This is a genomic window from Ochrobactrum sp. WV_118_8 (genome assembly GCF_039631535.1).
Lineage (GTDB): Bacteria > Pseudomonadota > Alphaproteobacteria > Rhizobiales > Rhizobiaceae > Brucella > Brucella anthropi.
Genome location: NZ_JBDIUZ010000001.1, coordinates 1,286,435 through 1,305,546, shown reverse-complemented (window position 1 = coordinate 1,305,546; position 19,112 = coordinate 1,286,435). Strand labels below are relative to the sequence as shown.

Genomic DNA, 19,112 nt, shown 5'->3' with positions numbered 1-19,112 from the left:
ATTCAGAAACAAGGTCTAAGACGCTGTTCCAGAATCGTATTTGGCAATCAGACGGTTTCGTCCATCAGAATGACGACGTCTTCATAACCACCCTGATCGAGATCGAGAGCAGCCAGCGCAACGCCCTTGTCATCCGGATCGACGATACTCATCACGACGGACGCAGGTCCATCGGCAATGCGTCGAATCTGCTCCGAAGATGACGGACCGCATTCCACCACAACGAAATCATAGACCGTTTCCAGCGCATCCAGAATGAGCGGCAGGCGATCAGCAGAACGCATGGCGGTTTCAGGATCGGCCTCGCCCAGCGGAACGACATGAGCCTGCGAGAACCGGTCACTGTGGATGACCTCATTGAAGCGGCGCTCGCCGGACAGAAGATCGGTAATGCCCGGCAGATGAGTACCGTCCAGCATGGCAAGCCCAACAGTCCCTTGCGCGGTCATATCCACGAGAATTGCACGTTTGCCACGGTCGGCAAATTCACGCAGCAGACGCACCGCTCCCGCTGATGCTTTATCGCCTTCTGGAGACACGACCACGATACGTTTCAGCTTTCCGCCGGACAGCAGATCGGCAACAGCCTCCACACCATTGGGATTGCGTGGTCTCATCTCGCGTTGCTTGGTCTCACCTTGCTTTATCATGGGAAACTCCTCCACGGATTTCCTCGTTTCGGAAACCGGCGGCTTCGCCGCAAACGGCATAGTCCATGAACGGCGTCGCGCCAGAATTGTTTCCTCGGAAACGCTATCAGGCCGTTCGAATCTCGACGGCGGCACGGCAGCGGCTTCAGCAGCGGCAGCAATAACCGGCATTTCGATTTCCTCGACCGCTGCAACCCTTTGGCCATCCGTCGTTACGAACGCACGTCCGCTGAACAATTCACGCAAGAGAACGAAAATCGACAGCAAAAGCAGGCCAGCCGCAAAGGTTGAACCGACAATCGGCAATACCATTGGATAATAGGGAACTGCTGGCGCTTCGGCGGAAGAGAAAACCCGAGCATCAACCGGCACATAATTGCGGTCGGTACGCGACGCAGCTTCGCGATAGCGCGTCAGATAGGTTTCCAGAAGCTGGCGCTGTGCCGTCGCCTCGCGCTCCAATGCGCGCAACTCAACTTCCTGATCGCCCGCTTGCGCCGCCTGTGCCTTCACGCGGTTGAGTTCACGATTGAGTTCTTCTTCGCGCAGCTTTGCCGTTGAAACTTCATTATCAAGACTCGCAACGAGCTTGCGGCCTTCAATCCTGATCTGCTGGTCGAGATCGGCAAGCTGCGAGCGTAGTGCCTTGATGCGGGGATGCCCTTCCAGAAGTGTCGTCGAAAGGTCGGCGATCTGGGCGTTGAGCTGAATGCGTCTTTCCGCAAGGCGCTGCATCATGCCGGAAGCAACTACATCCGGCAGCGTATCGATGGGAGCACCGGAGGCCAGCGATTTACGAATGCTTTCCGCCTTTGCTTCTGCGGAAGCGCGGCTGGTGCGGACCCGTGTCAGTTCGGTCGAGACTTCCGAGAGCTGTTGTGTCGCAATCGTACTGTTGCTCTGCCCGGTCAAAAGCCCGCGCGAAGCACGATAATCCGCAACCTTCTTTTCCGCATCGCGAACGCGGTTGCGCAGATCGTCAATCTCGGGTGCGAGCCAGCCGGTGGCATCGTCATTCGACTCCAGCTTCGCGGCCTGCTGAAACAGGATGTATTGATTGGCAAGCGCATTGGCGATGGTCTTCGCCGTCTCAGGACTTGCCGAATTATATTGCACCACGATGACGCGCGAAGCGGAGACGGCAAAAACCTGCATATTCTTGCGAAGCTTCTGTAGAACGCGCTCTTCCGGGGTCAACCGTGCGGGATCGGTCCGCATGCCGAGCATGATGAGAACGCGGGTCCACGGCTTCACTTCCGTTGTCGTGAAGGCTTCGTTGCTGGTCAGCTTGAGTTCGTCGGAAACTTTTTTTAGGAGATCGCCGGAAGAGAACACTTCAACCTGGCTCTTCACGCCTTCGGCGTCGAAGACAGGTCGCTCGGCTGCTGTTTCGCCATTGGGGCGGGTATAGATGGATTCGCGGGCCTCGATCATGATGCGCGCTTCAGCGCGATAATCCGGCGTCAGGAGAAGGCAGATGGCCCACGCTGCTGCCGCCATGAGAAGCGCACCAACGACAATGAACAGCCAGTGACGGCGCAAGCTGGAGAACAGCGCGCCGATATCAATATCTGCGTCCCTTGATAACGGATCGACTTCTGCCATTCCCCATTCTCCATGGACTTCGCGAGTGCGCTTGCGCGCGTGATCGCTCTCGCCCGCGTGGGGTAATGCACCCCCGAATCTGGCCGGAAGGTAAAGGAACAAGGTAACCAGAGGGTTAAGCAGGATAAGTTCCCAACAGTTGGCGAGCTACAAAGATTTTGCGCCGAACCCCGTCTTCTTTACCAGCCATTAACCCTAATCAATGGATAACGCTTGCAACCGATATTCGTAATCGCGCTGTCAGTACCGCGTCGATTGCGTTCGTAAGAAATATTGCTTTTCGGAAGAACCGAGGCGGAAGATGACGGCGAAGACAATTCATAACAAGCGCAAAGGCCACGCTCTGCTCGTGGCGCTAGGCCTTGCCGCCATGACGCTTTCCGCATGCTCCAGCTATCGCCCTGCCCCGCCTGCGTTCCACGAGGCGTTGAACCAGCCTTACATGCTGGATGCTGGTGATCGCATACGTATTACGGTGTTCGAGCAGCCGAGCCTCACAAATACCTATAGCGTCGATCAGGCTGGCTATATCGCCTTCCCGCTCGTCGGCAGCATTCCGGCACGCGGCAAGACGTCCAAGCAGCTTGAAGGCATCATCGCATCAAAGTTACGTGGCGGTTATCTGCGTGACCCCGACGTCAGCGCGGAAATCGACCGCTATCGCCCGATATTTGTGATGGGTGAAGTCGGCGCCGCTGGCCAGTATTCCTATGTTCCGGGCATGACCGCGCAAAAGGCAATCGCCGCTGCTGGTGGTTTCAGCCCACGCGCCAATCAGGAGAATGTCGACATCACGCGCCAGTTCAACGGCAAGGTTCTGACTGGTCGCGTGCTGATTTCCGATCCAATCCTGCCGGGCGACACGATCTATGTGCGCGAACGTCTGTTTTGATGGCGATTGATGGCTGATGACACCAATGCCTCCCCACTGCGTATCATCCACTGTTTCCGCGAACCGACCGGCGGGCTCTTCCGTCATGTTCGCGATCTCGTGGGCCTGCAGGCGGAAAAAGGCCACGCGGTCGGCATCGTCTGCGATGCCACGACAGGCGGCCCGCGCGAAGACGCGCTTCTGGAAGAATTACGGCCAAAGCTCATGCTCGGCCTTCATCGCATTGCCATGCAGCGCCATGTCGGACTGGGCGATGCAGCGGCAGCGTACAAAGCATATCGCATCATCAAGAAATTGCAGCCAGACATATTGCACGGACATGGCGCCAAAGGTGGCGTCTATGCACGTTTGTTCGGCTCAGTCTTACGGGTTTTTAGGTCTCGCGTAGCCCGTATCTATTCACCGCATGGCGGTAGTCTGCATTTCGACCGGAAGACGCGCCGCGGCGGCGCTGTCTTTCTGGTTGAGAGAATGCTGGCTCCTATGACCGATGCAGTGATGTTCGTTTCCAACTTCGAAAAGCGTATCTACGAAGAAAAGGTAGGGCGGCCCTATGGCCTCCACGCCGTCGTTTATAACGGCCTGGCCGAGGACGAGTTCATCCCGGTTGCCGATGCGCCCGATGCCAGCGATTTTCTCTTTGTCGGCACGATGCGTGAACTGAAGGGACCAGACCTTCTGATCCGTGCCCTTGCACGCCTGCGCGACCAGCACCAGCGCATTTTCACTGCAACGATGGTGGGAGATGGTGCGGAAAAGCCCGATTTCATCAACCTGACCGACGAACTGGGAATTTCCGGACAAATTCGCTTTCTGCCCGGAATGGCTGCGCGAGAAGCTTTTGCTTTGGGGCGAATAATGGTGGTTCCATCGCGTGCCGAAGCATTTCCCTATATCGTGCTGGAAGCGCTCGCCGCTGGAAAGCCTGTCATCGCCAGCAATGTCGGCGGCATTCCCGAGGTGTTCGGACCTCGTTCCTCGGCGCTGGTGGAGCCCGAGGAGGAGGCACTTGCGAACAGGATGCTGGACGCTGCAGATGATCTCACAACGTTTCGAGCCGCGATGCCGGAGGTGACCCGGCTGCACGAGCGCTTCAGCCAGCAATCCATGGCGCACTCGATCGAGACAATCTATTACGAGGCGCATCCGGATCGAGCCATCCCGGAAGACTGACGGATACTTCCCTCAGCCCACCATCGCAGCGAAGGGTTCGGACGCAGATACCGACCGCTCGAACTGTGACCGAAACCCGCCACGCGCCGCAAAATAGATATAGTGGAATGCGTCGGCACGCCCGCCGATGAGCGAAATATCCTCGCGTTGCCATTCCCAGGGTAGCATGTCGAGCTTGTCTTCGAATGGGTCTGATATGGTTGCCGACCAGAAAGCAGCAATGCCATTAGGCTTCAGTGCCCTTTTCACCAGCCTCAGACCGTCATCTTCATAGATTGCGCCATTGGCATCGCGGACGGTAAAATCCGGTCCATTATCCGTGTCCATCAATATGGCATCATATCGACCAGGCTCTGCGCGAAGAACATCCATCACGTCGGCGACCCGAACATCGACACGCGGATCGTTCAATGGATGGTTGGCCAGATGACCGATATGGGTCCGGTTCCACTCCACGATCTCGGGGACGAGCTCGCATACCGTGGCTCTGGCATCGGGTCCAAGCAGATCGAGTGCTGCCCGAAGTGTGAAGCCCATGCCAAGTCCGCCAATAAGCATATGCGACACTTTCCGTCCGTGCAGGCGAAGCGACCTTTCAGCCAGCACGGTCTCGGACTGGAAATTGACGTTGGACATCAATTCCAGGCCGTTATAGCGAATTCCATAGATGTGATCGCGTTTTCGCAACAAAATTTCATCGCCGGCATGATTGCCCGCTCTAGCCAGTTCGGCCCAGATAGTCATGATCAACCCTAGAGCGCCCTCCAAAACACTAGAACGGTTTAGATAAAGCGCTTTAAAACAAACAGTTAATGCGACCTTGAAAGATCGCAGCGTGAATTGCTGTCATCAGGATTTTTTGGGTCGCTGAGCGGTCAGGCGCGCAGCAACCCCATGACATCGTCTGATCTGGTGCCGATCAGGAGCGGAAACAAAGCTGGTCAGTTGGCGGCAACATGTGCCGAACAGTTTGACGGCAAAATGCCGCCCGCAGCTTTATCTTCCAACGGTTTCATATCACCGTCCTAGGCAATATAATGAGACAAGGCAAGCCTTGCACTGGCTTGGCTTGCGACAACTGGCGCGTATCGGTTCCTGCAGCCAATGCTGTATCAATACGGACGGAGATCATGCTATTTTAGCCGTTACTAACAGTAACAGCTTTCAACCGAGTATTTAATTGAGTGTTTACCTAAGTCAAAAGCTTGTCACGCGACATTTATATTCTGCTTAGGATTCTCGGTCTAATTACTACGCTGTCATTTTTACGATCAGGGGCAATGTTGTGCGAGATAATGATGCGCTTTCTCCTTTTGGCCGCAAAGCCATAGAAGCCAGCAGCAAGCAGGAGACCGGACAAGATTCCAAGCCGAAAGGCCCGGTGAAGCTTAGCCCACTGGCGCGCCAGATGGCTGAACAATATCAGCACGATACGTTTTCGCCGCTGATGCTGAGCGGCGTCATGCGCATGGTGGAGTTCGGGCTTGTCTTTTGCTCCGGCATTCTGAGCTTTCTGCTTTATGTCGGCATCCGCACACATCTGGTTTTCTACTATCCCCTTATCATGGTTGTGGGCGGCGCGCTTTTTGTCCTGCTGATGGAAATCAACGACGGTTACCAGATCAATATATTGCGTAGTCCCGGTCGCTATCTGCGGCGGCTTTTCATTAGTTGGGCAGCCGTGCTTGGTACCCTTGCCATTGCCGGTTTTCTGCTCAAAGCATCGTCCGATTTCTCGCGCGGCTGGTTCCTTTATTGGGCGCTCAGCGCCTGTGTCCTGCTTTTAATTGCCCGTATCTTCGTCGCCTGGAAAATCAAGCGCTGGGCACGCAATGGCACAATGGAGCGCCGCGCTGTCATCGTCGGCGGCGGCCCCAATGCAGAAGCGCTTATCCGCTCGCTCGAACAGCAGCCCGACAACGATATCCGTATCTGCGGCATCTTCGATGACCGCGACGACAAGCGCTCTCCCCCCATCGTTGCTGGCTATCCCAAGCTCGGCAATATCAACGAACTGATCGAATTTGCCCGTATCGCCCACATCGACATGCTGATCGTATCGCTACCGATCAGCGCCGAAGCCCGCGTGCTGGCACTACTCAAGAAGCTATGGGTTCTCCCGGTCGATATCCGGCTGTCAGCGCTCAACAACCACCTGCGCTTCCGCCCGCGCTCCTATTCCTATGTCGGCGCGGTGCCGATGCTGGATATTTTCGACAAGCCTATAAACGATTGGGATTCTGTTGCCAAGCGCATCTTCGACGTTGCCTTCAGCATTGTTGGCATCGTTCTTCTGTCGCCGATCATGATCGGCACGGCGATTGCCATTAAGCTGGACAGCAAGGGCCCTGTGATCTTCAAACAGAAGCGGCATGGCTTCAATAATGAAGTTATCAATGTCTGGAAGTTCCGGTCCATGTACACCGAGATGTGCGACCCCACCGCCAAGCAGGCCGTTACCAAGAACGATCCTCGCGTCACCCGCGTCGGACGCTTCATTCGCAAAACCTCGATCGATGAGCTGCCGCAGTTCTTCAATGTTCTCGCCGGTTCCCTGTCGCTCGTCGGCCCGCGCCCGCATGCAGTCGCCGCCCATTCGCACAATGTGCTCTATAATGAGGTGGTCGATGGCTATTTCGCGCGTCACCGCGTGAAGCCGGGTGTCACCGGCTGGGCGCAGATCAATGGCTGGCGCGGCGAAATCGACAATGAGAACAAGATCCGCATGCGCACAGAGTTCGACCTTTACTATATCGAAAACTGGTCGCTCTGGCTCGATCTGAAAATCCTGTTCCTGACACCGATGCGACTTCTCAATACGGAAAACGCCTATTGACCAGCATGGCGCAACGGTTTGACGGCAGTTCGCGTCCAGCCCTGATGCTGTCGGCAGATTTGGCGCGCAAACGCGCGCTCAACCGCCTCATCGCCAATATCGCAATCGGCTTCGGCGTTTTTCTGCTCGGCTTCGTGATGAGCGAGCCTGCGCCCTATGAACTCTATATGGTCGGCCTGATTGCGCTGGCACTATTGTTCGGATTGCGGCTGACCCGCACAAGTCTTGTGCTGCTCGCCCTGCTTGCTGTCTTCAATTTCGGCGGCATGATTTCGGTCATGCAGATGGCTGACGTCAAGAAAGCACCGCTTTATATCGCCGTCTCGCTGTTTCTGGCTTTCACATCGGTATTCTTCGCCGCTGTCATCGAAGGTGACCACCGGCGTCTGAAGACCATCTTCAACGCCTATCTTCTTGTCGGCGTGCTTTCTGCCGTCCTTGGCATTGCCGGTTATCTCAGCCTCTTTCCGGGCGCAGAAATCTTCACGCGCTACGGACGTGCGCAGGGCGCATTTCAGGACCCCAATGTCTACGGACCTTTCCTTATATTGCCGCTGACCTGGACGCTTTACCGCATCATGCGCGGGGGCTTTCGCGATATGGCCGTCTATCTGCCTTTCTGCTGCCTGCTGACGCTCGGCGTTCTGGTATCCTTCTCGCGCGCGGCTTGGGCGATGGTTCCCCTCTCCTTTGCCGTTCTGTTTGGCGTGCTCTTCCTGCAAAGCAACAGCAATCGTTTTCGGTTACGCCTGATAGTGATTGGTCTGCTTGCAGTTGTAACAATTACTCTCGCGATCCTGATTATTCTGCAAATCCCCGGCGTCGGCGATTTCTTCCGTGAGCGCGCGCGTCTCGAACAGAGCTATGACAGTGCAAGGCTTGGGCGCTTTGCGCGGCACTGGCTTGGAATGATCCTTGCAACACAGCATCCGCTTGGCATCGGGCCGCTCGAGTTCGGGCCGATGTTCGGTGAGGATACACACAATGTCTGGCTCAAAGCCGTCCTCGACTATGGCTGGATCGGCTTCATCGCCTTTCTGACGCTGACATTCCTGACACTCGGGATCGGTTTCAAGCTTCTGTTTCGCAATCGCCCCTGGCAGCCGTATCTTCTGGTTGCCTACGCAACCTATCTCGGGCATGTCCTGATCGGCAATGTCATCGACACCGATCACTGGCGCCACTTTTATCTGCTATTCGGGATCATCTGGGGTTGTGCAGGGCTGGAATACAAGTATCAGTTTTCGCTCAAACTTGGAGAACGCTCAGGAGAGCAGAAACTTGCAATTCGCTATATACGCCGCAGCAGCCCTCTTTGAAATTGCCGGATGCTTCGCCTTCTGGGCATGGCTGAAGCTCGACAAGTCGCCGCTTTGGCTGGCACCCGGCATGGTGTGCCTCGCATTGTTCGCCTATCTGCTCACCCTGATTGAAAGCAACGTGGCCGGTCGCGCTTACGCAGCCTATGGTGGCATCTATATCATCGCGTCGATTTTGTGGATCTGGTTTGCCGAAGGAGCGCGCCCCGATCGCTGGGATGTGGTCGGCGCATGCACGGCTTTCGCAGGCACATGCATCATTCTTTTCGCACCGCGATCCTGATGCTCAGAACCATGCATGAATGTTATGTGCAATTTGCCAGTTTCGAGAAATTATCCCTTGCGTGCCAAGTCGTTATAATCTACGGCTTTCCCCGGCTCGGAGCGTAGCGCAGCCCGGTAGCGCACTTGACTGGGGGTCAAGGGGTCGTGGGTTCGTTATACGGAGTCAACGAAAGTGTTCATCACTGAGCTTTTTTCCTTCGGGCAGTAGCGCAGCCCGGTAGCGCACTTGACTGGGGGTCAAGGGGTCGTGGGTTCGAATCCCGCCTGCCCGACGGAAAGAAGCTCAGTGATATCAATTATTTACCCAATTCGTTGATGCTCATCTTTACGTTACCCTAAAAAGAATGCTCGACTGTCGAACGACTATCTGCACGTGTCCGACTGAACGGAATATCCGGAATCCGGTTGGACTGTACACTCGCGGATAACTTATTGATAAAAAGAGATAATTTTTATTCTTCGTCGCCCAAAAACAGTGACTTGTTCTCTGTTGAACACTTTATTGCGTTATTGGACGGGCTACAACCAACAATTGGGCATTGCGCAGGCTCTGATGCAGTTCCGTTTTGATGGTCTATGCTATTTCTACTATTAGATCCCATCGAAATCCGTTCAATCCTTGTTCCCACTTATAACCAAATGGATTGCAGATAATTCGGCTTCGTCCAATTTGAATGTCGAAAGCATGATGCGTGTGCCCGCAGATCCATAGAGCGGGTGCTAGTTCAGAGTGGAGGATGTCATCGAAGGCATCTGATCCGCACGCAAACAAATAGTTGCCGATTGAGTGTGCATAGACTGGTGGTGTGCAATCAGAGTGTGGCATGTGATGTGTGAGAACAACCGTGGGACCAGTAAAATGTTCTGTTAGTTTTTGCCGAATGTAAGCGGCATCTGACAGGTGTAGATCGAGCATATTTTCGGGCGTGAATGACTTCCCGTTTTTCATGCGGATCGCACGGAAGTCATTCAGTATTGCTCGCGCTTCTTGCATTCGCCGCGCTAGATCAGACTTTAGGGAGAGATTCATCTGAAAATCTACCCATAAGCTAGCCCCAACGAATCTGATGTCGTCGATAATCACCTCGTCCTGATCAAGGCAGTAAAACCGCTGCGGCCACTCCAAAGAGAGGGCTTCGATTGTCTTGATCGTTTGCCTGTCACTCTCCAAAGACCGTTCTCGATCATTCATGAGCCATTTGTTCTGATAGAATTCGTGGTTGCCGGGGACATAGATGATGGGCTTCTCATAGTGCCTGATCAAGAATTCCAGCGTGATGTGAAGGTCAGGCGCTGCATTGAGATCGCCCGCAATGATGATCATATCGCATTCTGGCGCGTTCTCACGCGACGGATAGTCGACTTCTTGCAGTTCATGGTGGACGTCAGACCAGATCCAAAGTTTCATTCCCTTATCCCTTTGTTGTCCGCAATTGCCGACAGTTCTCATGCCAGATTTCCTCTGGCAGGCGCTGACGTCTTTCAGCTTGTACGCAGCGAAACTCAAACTGCGATGTCAGTCGGCGACGTGCAGCACGATGTACGTTTTTCTCAATTACCGATGTCTTTTTGGCCCAGTCGGTAAAAGCGGCTGAATGTGCGAGCGTAGTTTCTGTCGAGATCGAGAAGCCAAAGTTCTGAAGTGATGCCATTAGGCACGATTTGTCCGAGCCGAGGATGTTCGAATAATACACCCTCTAAGCAAGTTGCGCGGCGTGCGCTGAGCTTCCAGCATGTTATGGCTGGAGAATTTGAAAGTTGGCGCTCATCTGGATGTTCACCGTTGAATATGCGTTCAAGATCCGTGACCAAGGCCTTCAGCATATCGATTTCGATTTCCAGTTGTTCGCGATTGTATTTTCCGTTTTTGATTATGACAGCAATAATAATAAGATCCTGAAGAATGAAGAAATGAGGGGCCATTCGGGCGCGCTACAACGCGCCCGTGAAATGGCGTTTCTTGTTCAACGTGTTTGATTAATGTTGCGAGCAAACGCTGAACCGTTCAGCGTGGAACATGCAACAGTCGGAGAATGGCTCAGGAGCCCCGCTTACTGGGTTTGATCTGGAACGAGTGTGTGGAAGTGCAATTGTTTCGCTCGTGTCAGTTCTTCGTGCGCCAAGCGATGAAAGATCGAATTGAGCTGTCGATGCTTTTCCATCTCACTGCCGGAAAGGCTGTTACTAAACCAAAAGCTCAGCATGTGTCTTTGCTGTCTCTGTATTTCCAGCACGTGTTGTGCAGTACCCGATCTACCGGTTAGCTGGTCTAAATCGTGAAGCGCCCAAACGCCTTCCAGATATTTTGTCTCGCTGAGTAACGGATCTATAATGACGAACTCTGTTCGTTCTATCTCAACGCCAAAGTACTGTGCCGCCAAGCGAGGCAAAAAGCCTGCGAGCCTCGCCTTGTCTTCTTCGTACTGAATTAGCGCAATTCGTTCAGCGCCAATACCGTAGGCGATATGAATATAACGCAAGCATTTTTGTTGCTTATCGTAAACGATGAGATCGAATGCAAAGCCGCCTGATAAATAAGTCGGCGTCAGAGTAGGCTGATAGTGCATAATGCCCTCGGCTTCTTCCGAAAGAGCGCCCACCAATTTTCTCATGCTACTGGATGATATTGGAATTCCTGACGTTGTCGTGGAAGTTCTTTCATCAGCTACCGAAATTATACTCTCAAGGTAACCAATGATTTTTTCTCCTTCGCTCCAGATTGCGTAACGAAAATATTCGTCGACACGCTCCGTACTCTGATGATCGCGTTCTTGCTTGTTAATGCGATTGTGAAGTTCACTTAGCTGCAATGCCGCATTCAATCCACGTCCTGGATGCCGTCGTGGAACTTCATTTTTCATAAGAATAACATGACCGATTGGGGAGTTTTCAGGCATAAGTTCTCCTGTCCGGCACATGGGCTACATGCGCCAAATTCGATGTGAAACCAGTTTAAACGATGACGTCATCGACGGACAAAAAGGGGCAATCCGCCTAATCATCAAATCTTTAACTCACTGATTCGGTGTCTGTGTGAGCAATAATCTGGCTTATGTCAGAATTGCCAGAAATAGGCAATTAAATTCCTAAATATGGCAAATAAATACCGATTTAAGGCAAATTAGGGGGTGTAGCAGTTGCATACTCCCTGAATTAAAAGAAAAGGATGGATATACCGATTGCACTTTTGCGAGCCGCAAGACTCGCACTCGATTTAAGTCGAGAAGAGCTCGCCGCAGAAGCGGGGGTAAGCGTGCGGACTATCGGAAGCTTTGAAAGAAATGCAGGCGTAAAAATTGAAACTCAGCGAAAAATCCAATCAGCCTTAGAACGAAAAGGTGTAACCTTTATTTATAGAGATAAATCCAAGGGCTTCGGTTTAATAATGCCGAAAAACTGGCCTACATAAATTTTAATTTATTTTAGCTTTTTCATAAAAGATCGCCGCCCTTAACTTTTATGGGCCGCCAAACATAATGCTCGTGAGTACGTTCAAAATCTGGCCATTCCAATGTCGAATTGCAATTGGAGGAGTCGCAGGTCGTGCATTTAAACTTGAGGGTATAGGGGTTGCTTCCGTGGCCAAAGATCGATGCGAGATCGCTGGCCAGAAACCGGGCACTCCGTTTGCAGGTACGGCACTCGGCCATTACGAACAATCGATGCCGTGAAGCCTGTCCAAGTGTTTTAATCGTGCTTGTCATGCCCTAGGTATAGAACAAAACACGAACACCGATAAAGGACTATTTCGACGAACCAATTAGATCTGCGACCAATCGCGGTACAAATTCGCGAGCTGTCCGACCTGCACCGATTAATGTCGCAGAAGCCGCACCCGTCCAGTTGCCATAACCAGCAAGCCATAGCCGAGGCTCTTTGATGGATCGTTGTTCAATGACTTGAACCCGTCCGTTCGGTTCAACAACGCCGAGGGCTTTCAGGTGATCCGTTGCAGGGCGAAATCCTGTGCACCAGATTACCGCGTCGATTTTGGTCTCTGTTTGGTCAGCCCAAACGACACCATCTTCTGTAAATTGCTTAAAGGGGCGTACGGCGTTCAATACGCCTCGGTCGCGCGCGGCTTTTACCGGAGAGACCATAATAATGTCCCCAATTGTTGTATTGGCGTCGACATCTCCCCGTACGCGTGCACTGGCGTTTTCAAAAAGCACTCGGCCGTCAATTTCGTCAGGCAGAAACACTGGCGGCGTCAGTGTCACCCAAATTGTTTCTGCGACGGTACTTAAATCAGCGAGAATTTGTGCCCCTGAATTGCCTCCGCCAACAACAAGCACACGCTGGCCAGCAAAATCATCGGCAGTTTCATAATGTGCAGAATGAATCTGAACGCCTGAGAACAGGTCCTTGCCGGGGTAGTCGGGGACAAACGGTTTCGACCATGTCCCAGTGGCACTGATAACCGCATGGCAGGTTCGGCTCGATCCATCCGCCAATGTAACCCGAAGAATATCATTTTCACGGGTGACAGATTCTACCTTGTGTGGGCGTTCGACAGGAAGCTTATAGCGTTCCTCATAACGCTGAAGGTAGCTGATCACTTCATCGCGCGTAGGATAACCATCTGATTCCCGACTGGGAGGCATCAGCCAGCCAGGGAGCGAACTGAAACTGGCAGGTGAAAAAAGGCGCAGAGAATCCCATCCATGCACCCATGCCCCGCCTGGTTCGTTGCCGTCATCCAGGATAGTGAATTCTACCTCAGCACGGCGGAGATAGTACGCAGCCGCAAGCCCGGTTTGACCTCCACCGATTATGATCACATCGTGATCGATTTTCGGGCTAACCATGGGTACCGGAGTATTCAGATTTAATGTCACGCTACCTATCCCCGCCAATGTACCATTACAAAGACAATCAATTGCAAAACGGCTTATGATGCCACCTTGGCTAATCGGGCTTTTTCAGCCTCATTTTCCAGTCGGACCAATAACCCGAAGGCAATGAGCGAGGATACGCTACAAACAATAACGATTGCGAGCGCCGCCTTTACACCCAAATGCCCCATTGCGAATGCCATCGCAAATGGAGCCATTGCTGATACAATAAGCCGTGCCGACATTATTTTACCTTGCAATGCGCCATATCCTTCGCTTCCGAACAGCGAAAGAGGCAGCGTCCCTGACACTATACTGAAGAGGCCGTTACCAAAGCCGAACAGACAGGCAAATATTAACGCCGCAGCTATGAATGGAGCGCCGAGCATCAGGCAGGTGACTGCAAGCGCCATTAGTGAGGAAGAAATGATCGCGAGTTTGATCGGAGCAAGGTTCTTGCCGCCGATCATGTTTATCAGACGGCTGGTCACCTGGGATGGACCAAACATCGCCCCTATCAAGGCTGCCGATCCTGCAAGACCAAGGCCTTTCAACATCGGAATCATATGAACGAGGATAGCTGCTGCGATCAACGATTGAAACGAAAGACCGATTAGCAGGTACATCAGACCTCGCCGACGAAAAAGCCTTGGCAGCGTCCCTTCAGTTATCGTGCGCGATCCATTCGCCGAACTTGTACGAGCTTTCGACGCGAGATTTCGCGCTAGCCAAAAGTGAACTGGCATACAAAGAGCGAAATGAAGACATGCGAACAGCAGATAAATTTGCTGCCATGTCAGCCATTGCTGAAGAGAGGTGGTGATCGGCCAAAAGATTGTCGAGGCAAATCCTGCAATCAAAGTCAGGTAAGTGATGCTGCGCTGTGCAACCGTTGGTGCAAGTTGCACCAGAAGAACAAAGGCCGCGCCGTACTGCACGAGGTTCGCGGCCACTTCGATAAGCGTCAGGGTTGCTGCGAATGTGACCGCATTGGGTGAAAAGGCACTGGCGACCAACGCAGTGGCCGCTATTATTGAGCCAACGGTCATCACGCGACCTGCACCGAGGCGATCAATGAGACGTCCCATCCAGGGTGCTAGGAAGCCCCCCGTCAGGAGAGCGACCGACAACGCTCCGAATATCCATTCGTTCGAAACAGAGAAATCTTGCGCCATAGAGGGCGCAAGAATGCTGAAGGAATAATATAATGTGCCGTAGCCAATATTCTGGGTCAGTCCTAGACCGACAATGGCGGCGATAGGAAGCCGTTGGACGCTCATGATGATTTTATCGCCATAGTTTTACAGTTTAACGGCGTCAAAGAACTAAACCCGCATCATGCGCAACATTGTGAGTTAGTTGGGCCACAGCAGGAACTGGCTCCTTTTATTTGCTCTGCCAGCCACCGATCTCTGGGTTTGCAGCTGGAAGGACGTGCCGTTAAAGCCACTTCAAAGGTACCGTCGGTCAGAAGCGGTGCAGTTGCGTAATAAAGTGCCATGGGCTGCTTTCCATCGCTGACTTCAAATGTGAGCCTGGCACCGGGTTCCAACTGGACGTGCTTCGATACTTTGTGAATGATTGCTGCGAATTTCGCCGCTGGCATATGGCTTCGGTCGTCTTCGTCTATGTCCCAGAGCTGAACAAACATCTCTGACCATGCTTCCGGATTAGCGCCACAATCCAGAGCAGAGAACTGACCTGCCTTGACTTCGGTAACATGATAGCCGGGTTTCGTTGGATGTCCTTCATAGAAGAACACCAAAGGTGCCTCTGGTGCTTCTTGCAATCCATTGAGGAGATCGTCGAGGCTGATTTCAGGCGATACGCTCTTGTCGATTACGTTCATGTTCGGTATCCTCGATTCAATAATTCAAGGATTGTTGAAATATGGATGACCGTCAAGCTCTTTTATCATTTGCAGCACTCTCACAGGAAACGCGTCTTGGCATTATCAGGACATTGGTCGTTGCTGGACGAGAGGGACTGGCCGCAGGAGCAATTGCGGAACGCATGGGCGTATCTCCGTCAAATGTCAGTTTTCATTTGAAAGAACTGGAAAGGGCGGGATTGATATCGCAACGGCGTGAGTCACGCTCGCTCATCTATGTCGCCAATTATCAATCCATGGCCGATCTCATCAAATTTCTGATGGAGGACTGTTGCGCGGGCGATCAGATCATTAAGGCGACTGTGGAGGAACCAGATGGCTGCTGTACTTCTGGGCAGGAAACGGAAGCTGGGTCACTTCGCTGAAGCAGACCCATTTGTTTCAAAATGGCTGGCATATTGAGCGCTCGCGCAACAGGATGTCTTGCGAGACGCTCAATCTTTTTCTGAATTCATATTGATTTCAACGAAACACGCTTTTCGAGTTTGGCCGCTTCTTCCTTACGCTCGCTATAACGGTCTGTGAGATGATCCGAGATGCCACGCGTCAGAAGTGTAAACTTCATCAGTTCTTCCATTACGTCCACTACGCGATCATAGAAGGATGAGGATTTCATCCGTCCAGCGTCGTCGAATTCCTGCCACGCCTTTGCGACGGATGACTGGTTTGGAATGGTGATCATTCGCATCCAGCGCCCCAGAATGCGCATCTGATTGACAGCGTTGAAGCTCTGCGATCCCCCTGAAACCTGCATCACGGCCAGAGTTCGGCCCTGCGTCGGACGAATTGCTCCACCTGGCAAAGGAATCCAGTCGATCTGCGATTTCATGACAGCGCTCATGGCTCCATGACGTTCTGGACTGGTCCAGACTTGCCCTTCTGACCAAAGCATTGCCTCACGCAATTCCTGAACCTTCGGATGCTCTGCCGAACCATCGTCTGGCAAAGGAAGACCATTGGCATGAAAGACACGCGTTTCAGCACCCATCGCATCGAGAAGGCGCTGCGCTTCCAGGGTCAGAAACCGACTATAGGAACGATCACGAAGTGAGCCATAGAGCAAAAGGATACGAGGCTTATGCTTTGGAAAGTCGGCACGTAGAGCATCGAGGTCTGGCAATGCGAAGGAATTCTGATCGAGGTTCGGCAGGTCCATGTCAGCGGGACTTTCTTTCATAGGTGATGACTTCTCCGTCCTCTTTGGTGAATGACGACACCGGGTTTTCCAGAATGTCGAGAACCAGTTCTGACGGACGGCACAGTTTGATGCCAAGCGGTGTTTCCACGATTGGGCGATTGATCAGGATAGGATGCGCCATCATGAAGTCGACCAGTTCATCATCGGTCCATTTGGGATCGGACAATCCCAGTTCGGCATATGGTGTGCCTTTCTCGCGAAGGAGTTGGCGAGGCGTCATCTGCATTGCTCGAAGCAATTCAACCAGTCGTTCTCGCGACGGCGGATTTTGCACATATTCGATGACGACAGGCTCTTCGCCGCTGGCACGGATCAACGCCAATGTGTTGCGTGACGTGCCACAGTTCGGATTGTGATAGATCGTAACTGACATCAGAGTTTTCCTGTTTCGGTGACTGGCTTTTGATTGGAACCGCGTTCGTACCAACCCTTTGAGCGGTTCACGATCCAGACGACCGAGAGCATGACGGGCACTTCAACAAGAACGCCAACCACTGTTGCGAGCGCCGCGCCAGATGAGAAGCCGAAAAGGCTGATTGCTGCTGCTACTGCCAGCTCGAAGAAGTTGGATGCACCAATCAAAGCTGAGGGACCGGCGACGCAATGTTGCTCGCCTGAAATGCGATTCAACAGATAAGCGAGGCCAGAGTTGAAATAGACCTGGATGAGGATCGGGACGGCCAGCATCGCAATGATCATGGGCTGTGCGATGATCTGCTCTCCTTGAAATGCGAATAGCAGAACAAGTGTCGCCAAAAGCGCAATCAGGGACAGAGGCTGTAGTGTTCTGAGCATTACATCGAAAGCTCGTTCTCCACCGCTGGCGAGAATACTTCTGCGCAGGATTTGCGCGATAATCACCGGAATGACGATATAGAGGACAACCGACAGAACGAGCGTATTCCACGGGACAGTAATTGCCGACAGTCCGAGCAGTAGTCCGACGATAGGGGCAAATGCCACAACCATGATCGCATCGTTCAGTGCGACCTGCGACAGCGTGAAATGCGGCTCGCCCTTGGTCAGGTTGGACCAGACGAACACCATTGCCGTGCAAGGGGCGGCTGCCAGAATAATCAGTCCAGCAATGTAGGAATCGATCTGGTCTGCAGGAAGATAAGGGCGAAACAGCCAGCCGATAAATAGCCAACCGAGAAGTGCCATAGAGAACGGTTTGACGGCCCAATTGATAAAGAGCGTGACGCCGATGCCACGCCAGTGCTCAGTGACCTGTCTCAATGCGCTGAAATCGATCTTCAGCAACATGGGAATGATCATGAGCCAGATGAGAATGGCGACTGGAATGTTGACTTTGGCGACTTCAGCAGAGCCGATTGCATGAAATAGTGTCGGAAAGAAATGTCCAAGAGCTACGCCTGCAACAATGCAAAGAGCCACCCAGATAGTCAGATAACGTTCGAATGTGGACATCAGTTATTCTCCACATTTGTCTGTGTGCTACCTTCCATGGTGCCGATTTCTTTCAGATGATTTTGAAGCGCCATGCGGTCTATCATGGCGTGGGGAAGGCTCAGGAATGCTGATATTCGGTTCTTCAGAAAACGGGCCGCCTGTGCAAAGGCGCGCTGTTTTTCTGCTTCATTACCTTCGACAGCGGCAGGATCCTCAATGCCCCAGTGGGCTGTCATCGGATGGCCAATCCAGACAGGACAGGCTTCTCCGGCAGCGTTATCACAGACCGTGAAAATGAAATCCATCTGAGGGGCGTCGGTACCTGAAAACACGTCCCAGCTTTTTGAGCTCAGGTTCTCGATGGAATAGCCGAGAGCGTCCAGTTCCTTGATTGCGAGAGGATGAACGTCGCCTTTTGGCCGACTACCAGCCGAATAGGCGTGAAAACGTCCTTCGCCGTCTTTGTTCAGAATTGCCTCGCCCAAAATTGAGCGTGCGGAATTGCCCGTGCACAAGAAGAGCACGTTGTAGACCCGATCCGTCATTTTATCAGTCCGTTTGTGTAAGGCCGAATTCAGCGGCCTTGTGTTACTGGGTGGCCGTTTTTGGTTCGCAACAGGGTGTCAGGCTTTTTATAAGAGGTGCGCAGAGCTTGGCACTGCCGCCACAGCAGTCCTTGATCATGAAAAGGGTCAGTTCTCGAAATCGGTCGAGATCAGCGCGATAGATGATCGAGCGGCTCTGACGTTCGCCCCTTACGAGGCCTGCACGCGACAACGTCGCAAGGTGCGCCGACATTGTGTTCTGCGGAACATCCAGAATGCGTGCCAGTTCCCCTGCCGGAATACCGTCAGGTTCATGCTTCACCAGCAGGCGGAATGTGTCGAGCCGTGTTGACTGAGCGAGGGCAGCCAGTGCTGCAATTGCGTCTTCGTTTTCCATATATCTATAATACCGGATATATGGAAAAGGTCAATAACCGAGTTCACGCATTAAGGCTGCAACTATAGTCAGA

20 protein-coding genes and 1 tRNA gene are annotated in these 19,112 nt (G+C 52.9%); 8 read left to right on the top strand and 13 right to left on the bottom strand.

The window, feature by feature from the left end; translation table 11 throughout:
* Positions 1 to 47 precede the first annotated feature (47 nt).
* Positions 48 to 2,255 (bottom strand): GumC family protein, encoded by a 2,208-nt coding sequence (locus ABDF71_RS06285; protein WP_500061356.1) that lies wholly within the window; start codon positions 2,253 to 2,255, stop codon positions 48 to 50.
* 301 nt (positions 2,256 to 2,556) lie between these two features.
* Here ABDF71_RS06285 and ABDF71_RS06280 point away from each other — a divergent pair, with 301 nt between their 5' ends.
* Together ABDF71_RS06280 and ABDF71_RS06275 are read left to right on the top strand one after the other, a co-directional pair.
* Positions 2,557 to 3,147 (top strand): polysaccharide biosynthesis/export family protein, encoded by a 591-nt coding sequence (locus ABDF71_RS06280; protein ID WP_010661112.1) that lies wholly within the window; start codon positions 2,557 to 2,559, stop codon positions 3,145 to 3,147.
* A 9-nt stretch (positions 3,148 to 3,156) separates the two neighbouring features.
* On the top strand, positions 3,157 to 4,320 hold the full coding sequence (locus tag ABDF71_RS06275) for a glycosyltransferase family 4 protein (RefSeq protein WP_036588470.1): 1,164 nt from the start codon (positions 3,157 to 3,159) through the stop codon (positions 4,318 to 4,320).
* Positions 4,321 to 4,332: 12 nt separating this feature from the next.
* On the opposite strand, the gene ABDF71_RS06270 is transcribed toward ABDF71_RS06275, so the two are convergent.
* Positions 4,333 to 5,064 (bottom strand): spermidine synthase, encoded by a 732-nt coding sequence (locus ABDF71_RS06270; protein ID WP_500061353.1) that lies wholly within the window; start codon positions 5,062 to 5,064, stop codon positions 4,333 to 4,335.
* Positions 5,065 to 5,605: 541 nt separating this feature from the next.
* Between ABDF71_RS06270 and ABDF71_RS06265 the strand changes: the two genes are divergently transcribed.
* The 4 genes from ABDF71_RS06265 (at position 5,606) to ABDF71_RS06250 (ending at position 9,032) form a co-directional block, all read left to right on the top strand.
* Positions 5,606 to 7,156, top strand: coding sequence for an undecaprenyl-phosphate glucose phosphotransferase (locus ABDF71_RS06265; RefSeq protein ID WP_500061351.1), 1,551 nt, complete (start codon positions 5,606 to 5,608; stop codon positions 7,154 to 7,156).
* Positions 7,153 to 8,475, top strand: coding sequence for an O-antigen ligase family protein (locus ABDF71_RS06260; RefSeq protein WP_500061349.1), 1,323 nt, complete (start codon positions 7,153 to 7,155; stop codon positions 8,473 to 8,475). The genes ABDF71_RS06265 and ABDF71_RS06260 overlap by 4 nt, the downstream gene beginning before the upstream one ends.
* Positions 8,438 to 8,758, top strand: a complete 321-nt coding sequence (locus tag ABDF71_RS06255) for a YnfA family protein (protein ID WP_006466505.1) — start codon at positions 8,438 to 8,440, stop codon at positions 8,756 to 8,758. The genes ABDF71_RS06260 and ABDF71_RS06255 overlap by 38 nt, the downstream gene beginning before the upstream one ends.
* Before the next feature lie 200 nt (positions 8,759 to 8,958).
* Positions 8,959 to 9,032 (top strand) — tRNA-Pro (locus tag ABDF71_RS06250).
* Between the two features lie 302 nt (positions 9,033 to 9,334).
* On the opposite strand, the gene ABDF71_RS06245 is transcribed toward ABDF71_RS06250, so the two are convergent.
* From ABDF71_RS06245 to ABDF71_RS06235, 3 genes are all read right to left on the bottom strand, one after another.
* A complete protein-coding gene (locus ABDF71_RS06245) occupies positions 9,335 to 10,210 on the bottom strand; it encodes a metallophosphoesterase (RefSeq protein WP_353391538.1) in 876 nt (291 codons plus the stop codon).
* 101 nt (positions 10,211 to 10,311) lie between these two features.
* The gene (locus tag ABDF71_RS06240; protein ID WP_500061346.1) at positions 10,312 to 10,683 is read right to left on the bottom strand and encodes a hypothetical protein; all 372 of its coding nucleotides are present in this window, start codon (positions 10,681 to 10,683) and stop codon (positions 10,312 to 10,314) included.
* A 128-nt stretch (positions 10,684 to 10,811) separates the two neighbouring features.
* Positions 10,812 to 11,657 (bottom strand): hypothetical protein, encoded by an 846-nt coding sequence (locus ABDF71_RS06235; RefSeq protein WP_500061344.1) that lies wholly within the window; start codon positions 11,655 to 11,657, stop codon positions 10,812 to 10,814.
* A 269-nt stretch (positions 11,658 to 11,926) separates the two neighbouring features.
* On the opposite strand from ABDF71_RS06235, the gene ABDF71_RS06230 reads away from it, so the two are divergent.
* A complete protein-coding gene (locus ABDF71_RS06230; protein ID WP_500061342.1) occupies positions 11,927 to 12,169 on the top strand; it encodes a helix-turn-helix domain-containing protein in 243 nt (80 codons plus the stop codon).
* A gap of 334 nt (positions 12,170 to 12,503) precedes the next feature.
* Here ABDF71_RS06230 and ABDF71_RS06225 read toward each other — a convergent pair whose 3' ends face one another.
* From ABDF71_RS06225 to ABDF71_RS06215, 3 genes are read right to left on the bottom strand one after another with little or no spacing between them, the layout of a single operon-like run.
* Positions 12,504 to 13,598 carry an ArsO family NAD(P)H-dependent flavin-containing monooxygenase gene (locus ABDF71_RS06225; RefSeq protein WP_353391534.1) on the bottom strand — a complete coding sequence of 365 codons (1,095 nt, stop codon included), beginning with the start codon at positions 13,596 to 13,598 and terminating at the stop codon, positions 12,504 to 12,506.
* Between the two features lie 53 nt (positions 13,599 to 13,651).
* On the bottom strand, positions 13,652 to 14,875 hold the full coding sequence (gene arsK / locus ABDF71_RS06220) for an arsenite efflux MFS transporter ArsK (protein WP_182520241.1): 1,224 nt from the start codon (positions 14,873 to 14,875) through the stop codon (positions 13,652 to 13,654).
* A gap of 56 nt (positions 14,876 to 14,931) precedes the next feature.
* Positions 14,932 to 15,444: a DUF6428 family protein gene (locus ABDF71_RS06215; protein ID WP_182520240.1), complete on the bottom strand. Its 513-nt coding sequence runs from the start codon at positions 15,442 to 15,444 to the stop codon at positions 14,932 to 14,934.
* A gap of 41 nt (positions 15,445 to 15,485) precedes the next feature.
* Here ABDF71_RS06215 and ABDF71_RS06210 point away from each other — a divergent pair, with 41 nt between their 5' ends.
* Complete coding sequence (locus ABDF71_RS06210) at positions 15,486 to 15,851, top strand: ArsR/SmtB family transcription factor (protein WP_024897570.1); 366 nt, start codon at positions 15,486 to 15,488, stop codon at positions 15,849 to 15,851.
* A gap of 86 nt (positions 15,852 to 15,937) precedes the next feature.
* Here the strand turns inward: ABDF71_RS06210 and arsH are convergent, their stop codons facing one another.
* The 5 genes from arsH to ABDF71_RS06185 are packed head-to-tail and all read right to left on the bottom strand — an operon-like array spanning position 15,938 to position 19,039.
* Positions 15,938 to 16,663, bottom strand: a complete 726-nt coding sequence (gene arsH, locus ABDF71_RS06205) for an arsenical resistance protein ArsH (protein ID WP_182520239.1) — start codon at positions 16,661 to 16,663, stop codon at positions 15,938 to 15,940.
* Positions 16,644 to 17,057 (bottom strand): arsenate reductase (glutaredoxin), encoded by a 414-nt coding sequence (gene arsC / locus ABDF71_RS06200; RefSeq protein WP_182520238.1) that lies wholly within the window; start codon positions 17,055 to 17,057, stop codon positions 16,644 to 16,646. Before arsC ends, arsH begins: the two co-directional genes overlap by 20 nt.
* Positions 17,057 to 18,115 (bottom strand): ACR3 family arsenite efflux transporter, encoded by a 1,059-nt coding sequence (gene arsB / locus ABDF71_RS06195; protein WP_256886524.1) that lies wholly within the window; start codon positions 18,113 to 18,115, stop codon positions 17,057 to 17,059. Before arsB ends, arsC begins: the two co-directional genes overlap by 1 nt.
* Positions 18,115 to 18,642, bottom strand: coding sequence for an arsenate reductase ArsC (locus ABDF71_RS06190; RefSeq protein WP_182520236.1), 528 nt, complete (start codon positions 18,640 to 18,642; stop codon positions 18,115 to 18,117). Before ABDF71_RS06190 ends, arsB begins: the two co-directional genes overlap by 1 nt.
* Before the next feature lie 43 nt (positions 18,643 to 18,685).
* Positions 18,686 to 19,039: an ArsR/SmtB family transcription factor gene (locus ABDF71_RS06185; protein ID WP_182520235.1), complete on the bottom strand. Its 354-nt coding sequence runs from the start codon at positions 19,037 to 19,039 to the stop codon at positions 18,686 to 18,688.
* Positions 19,040 to 19,112: the final 73 nt, after the last annotated feature.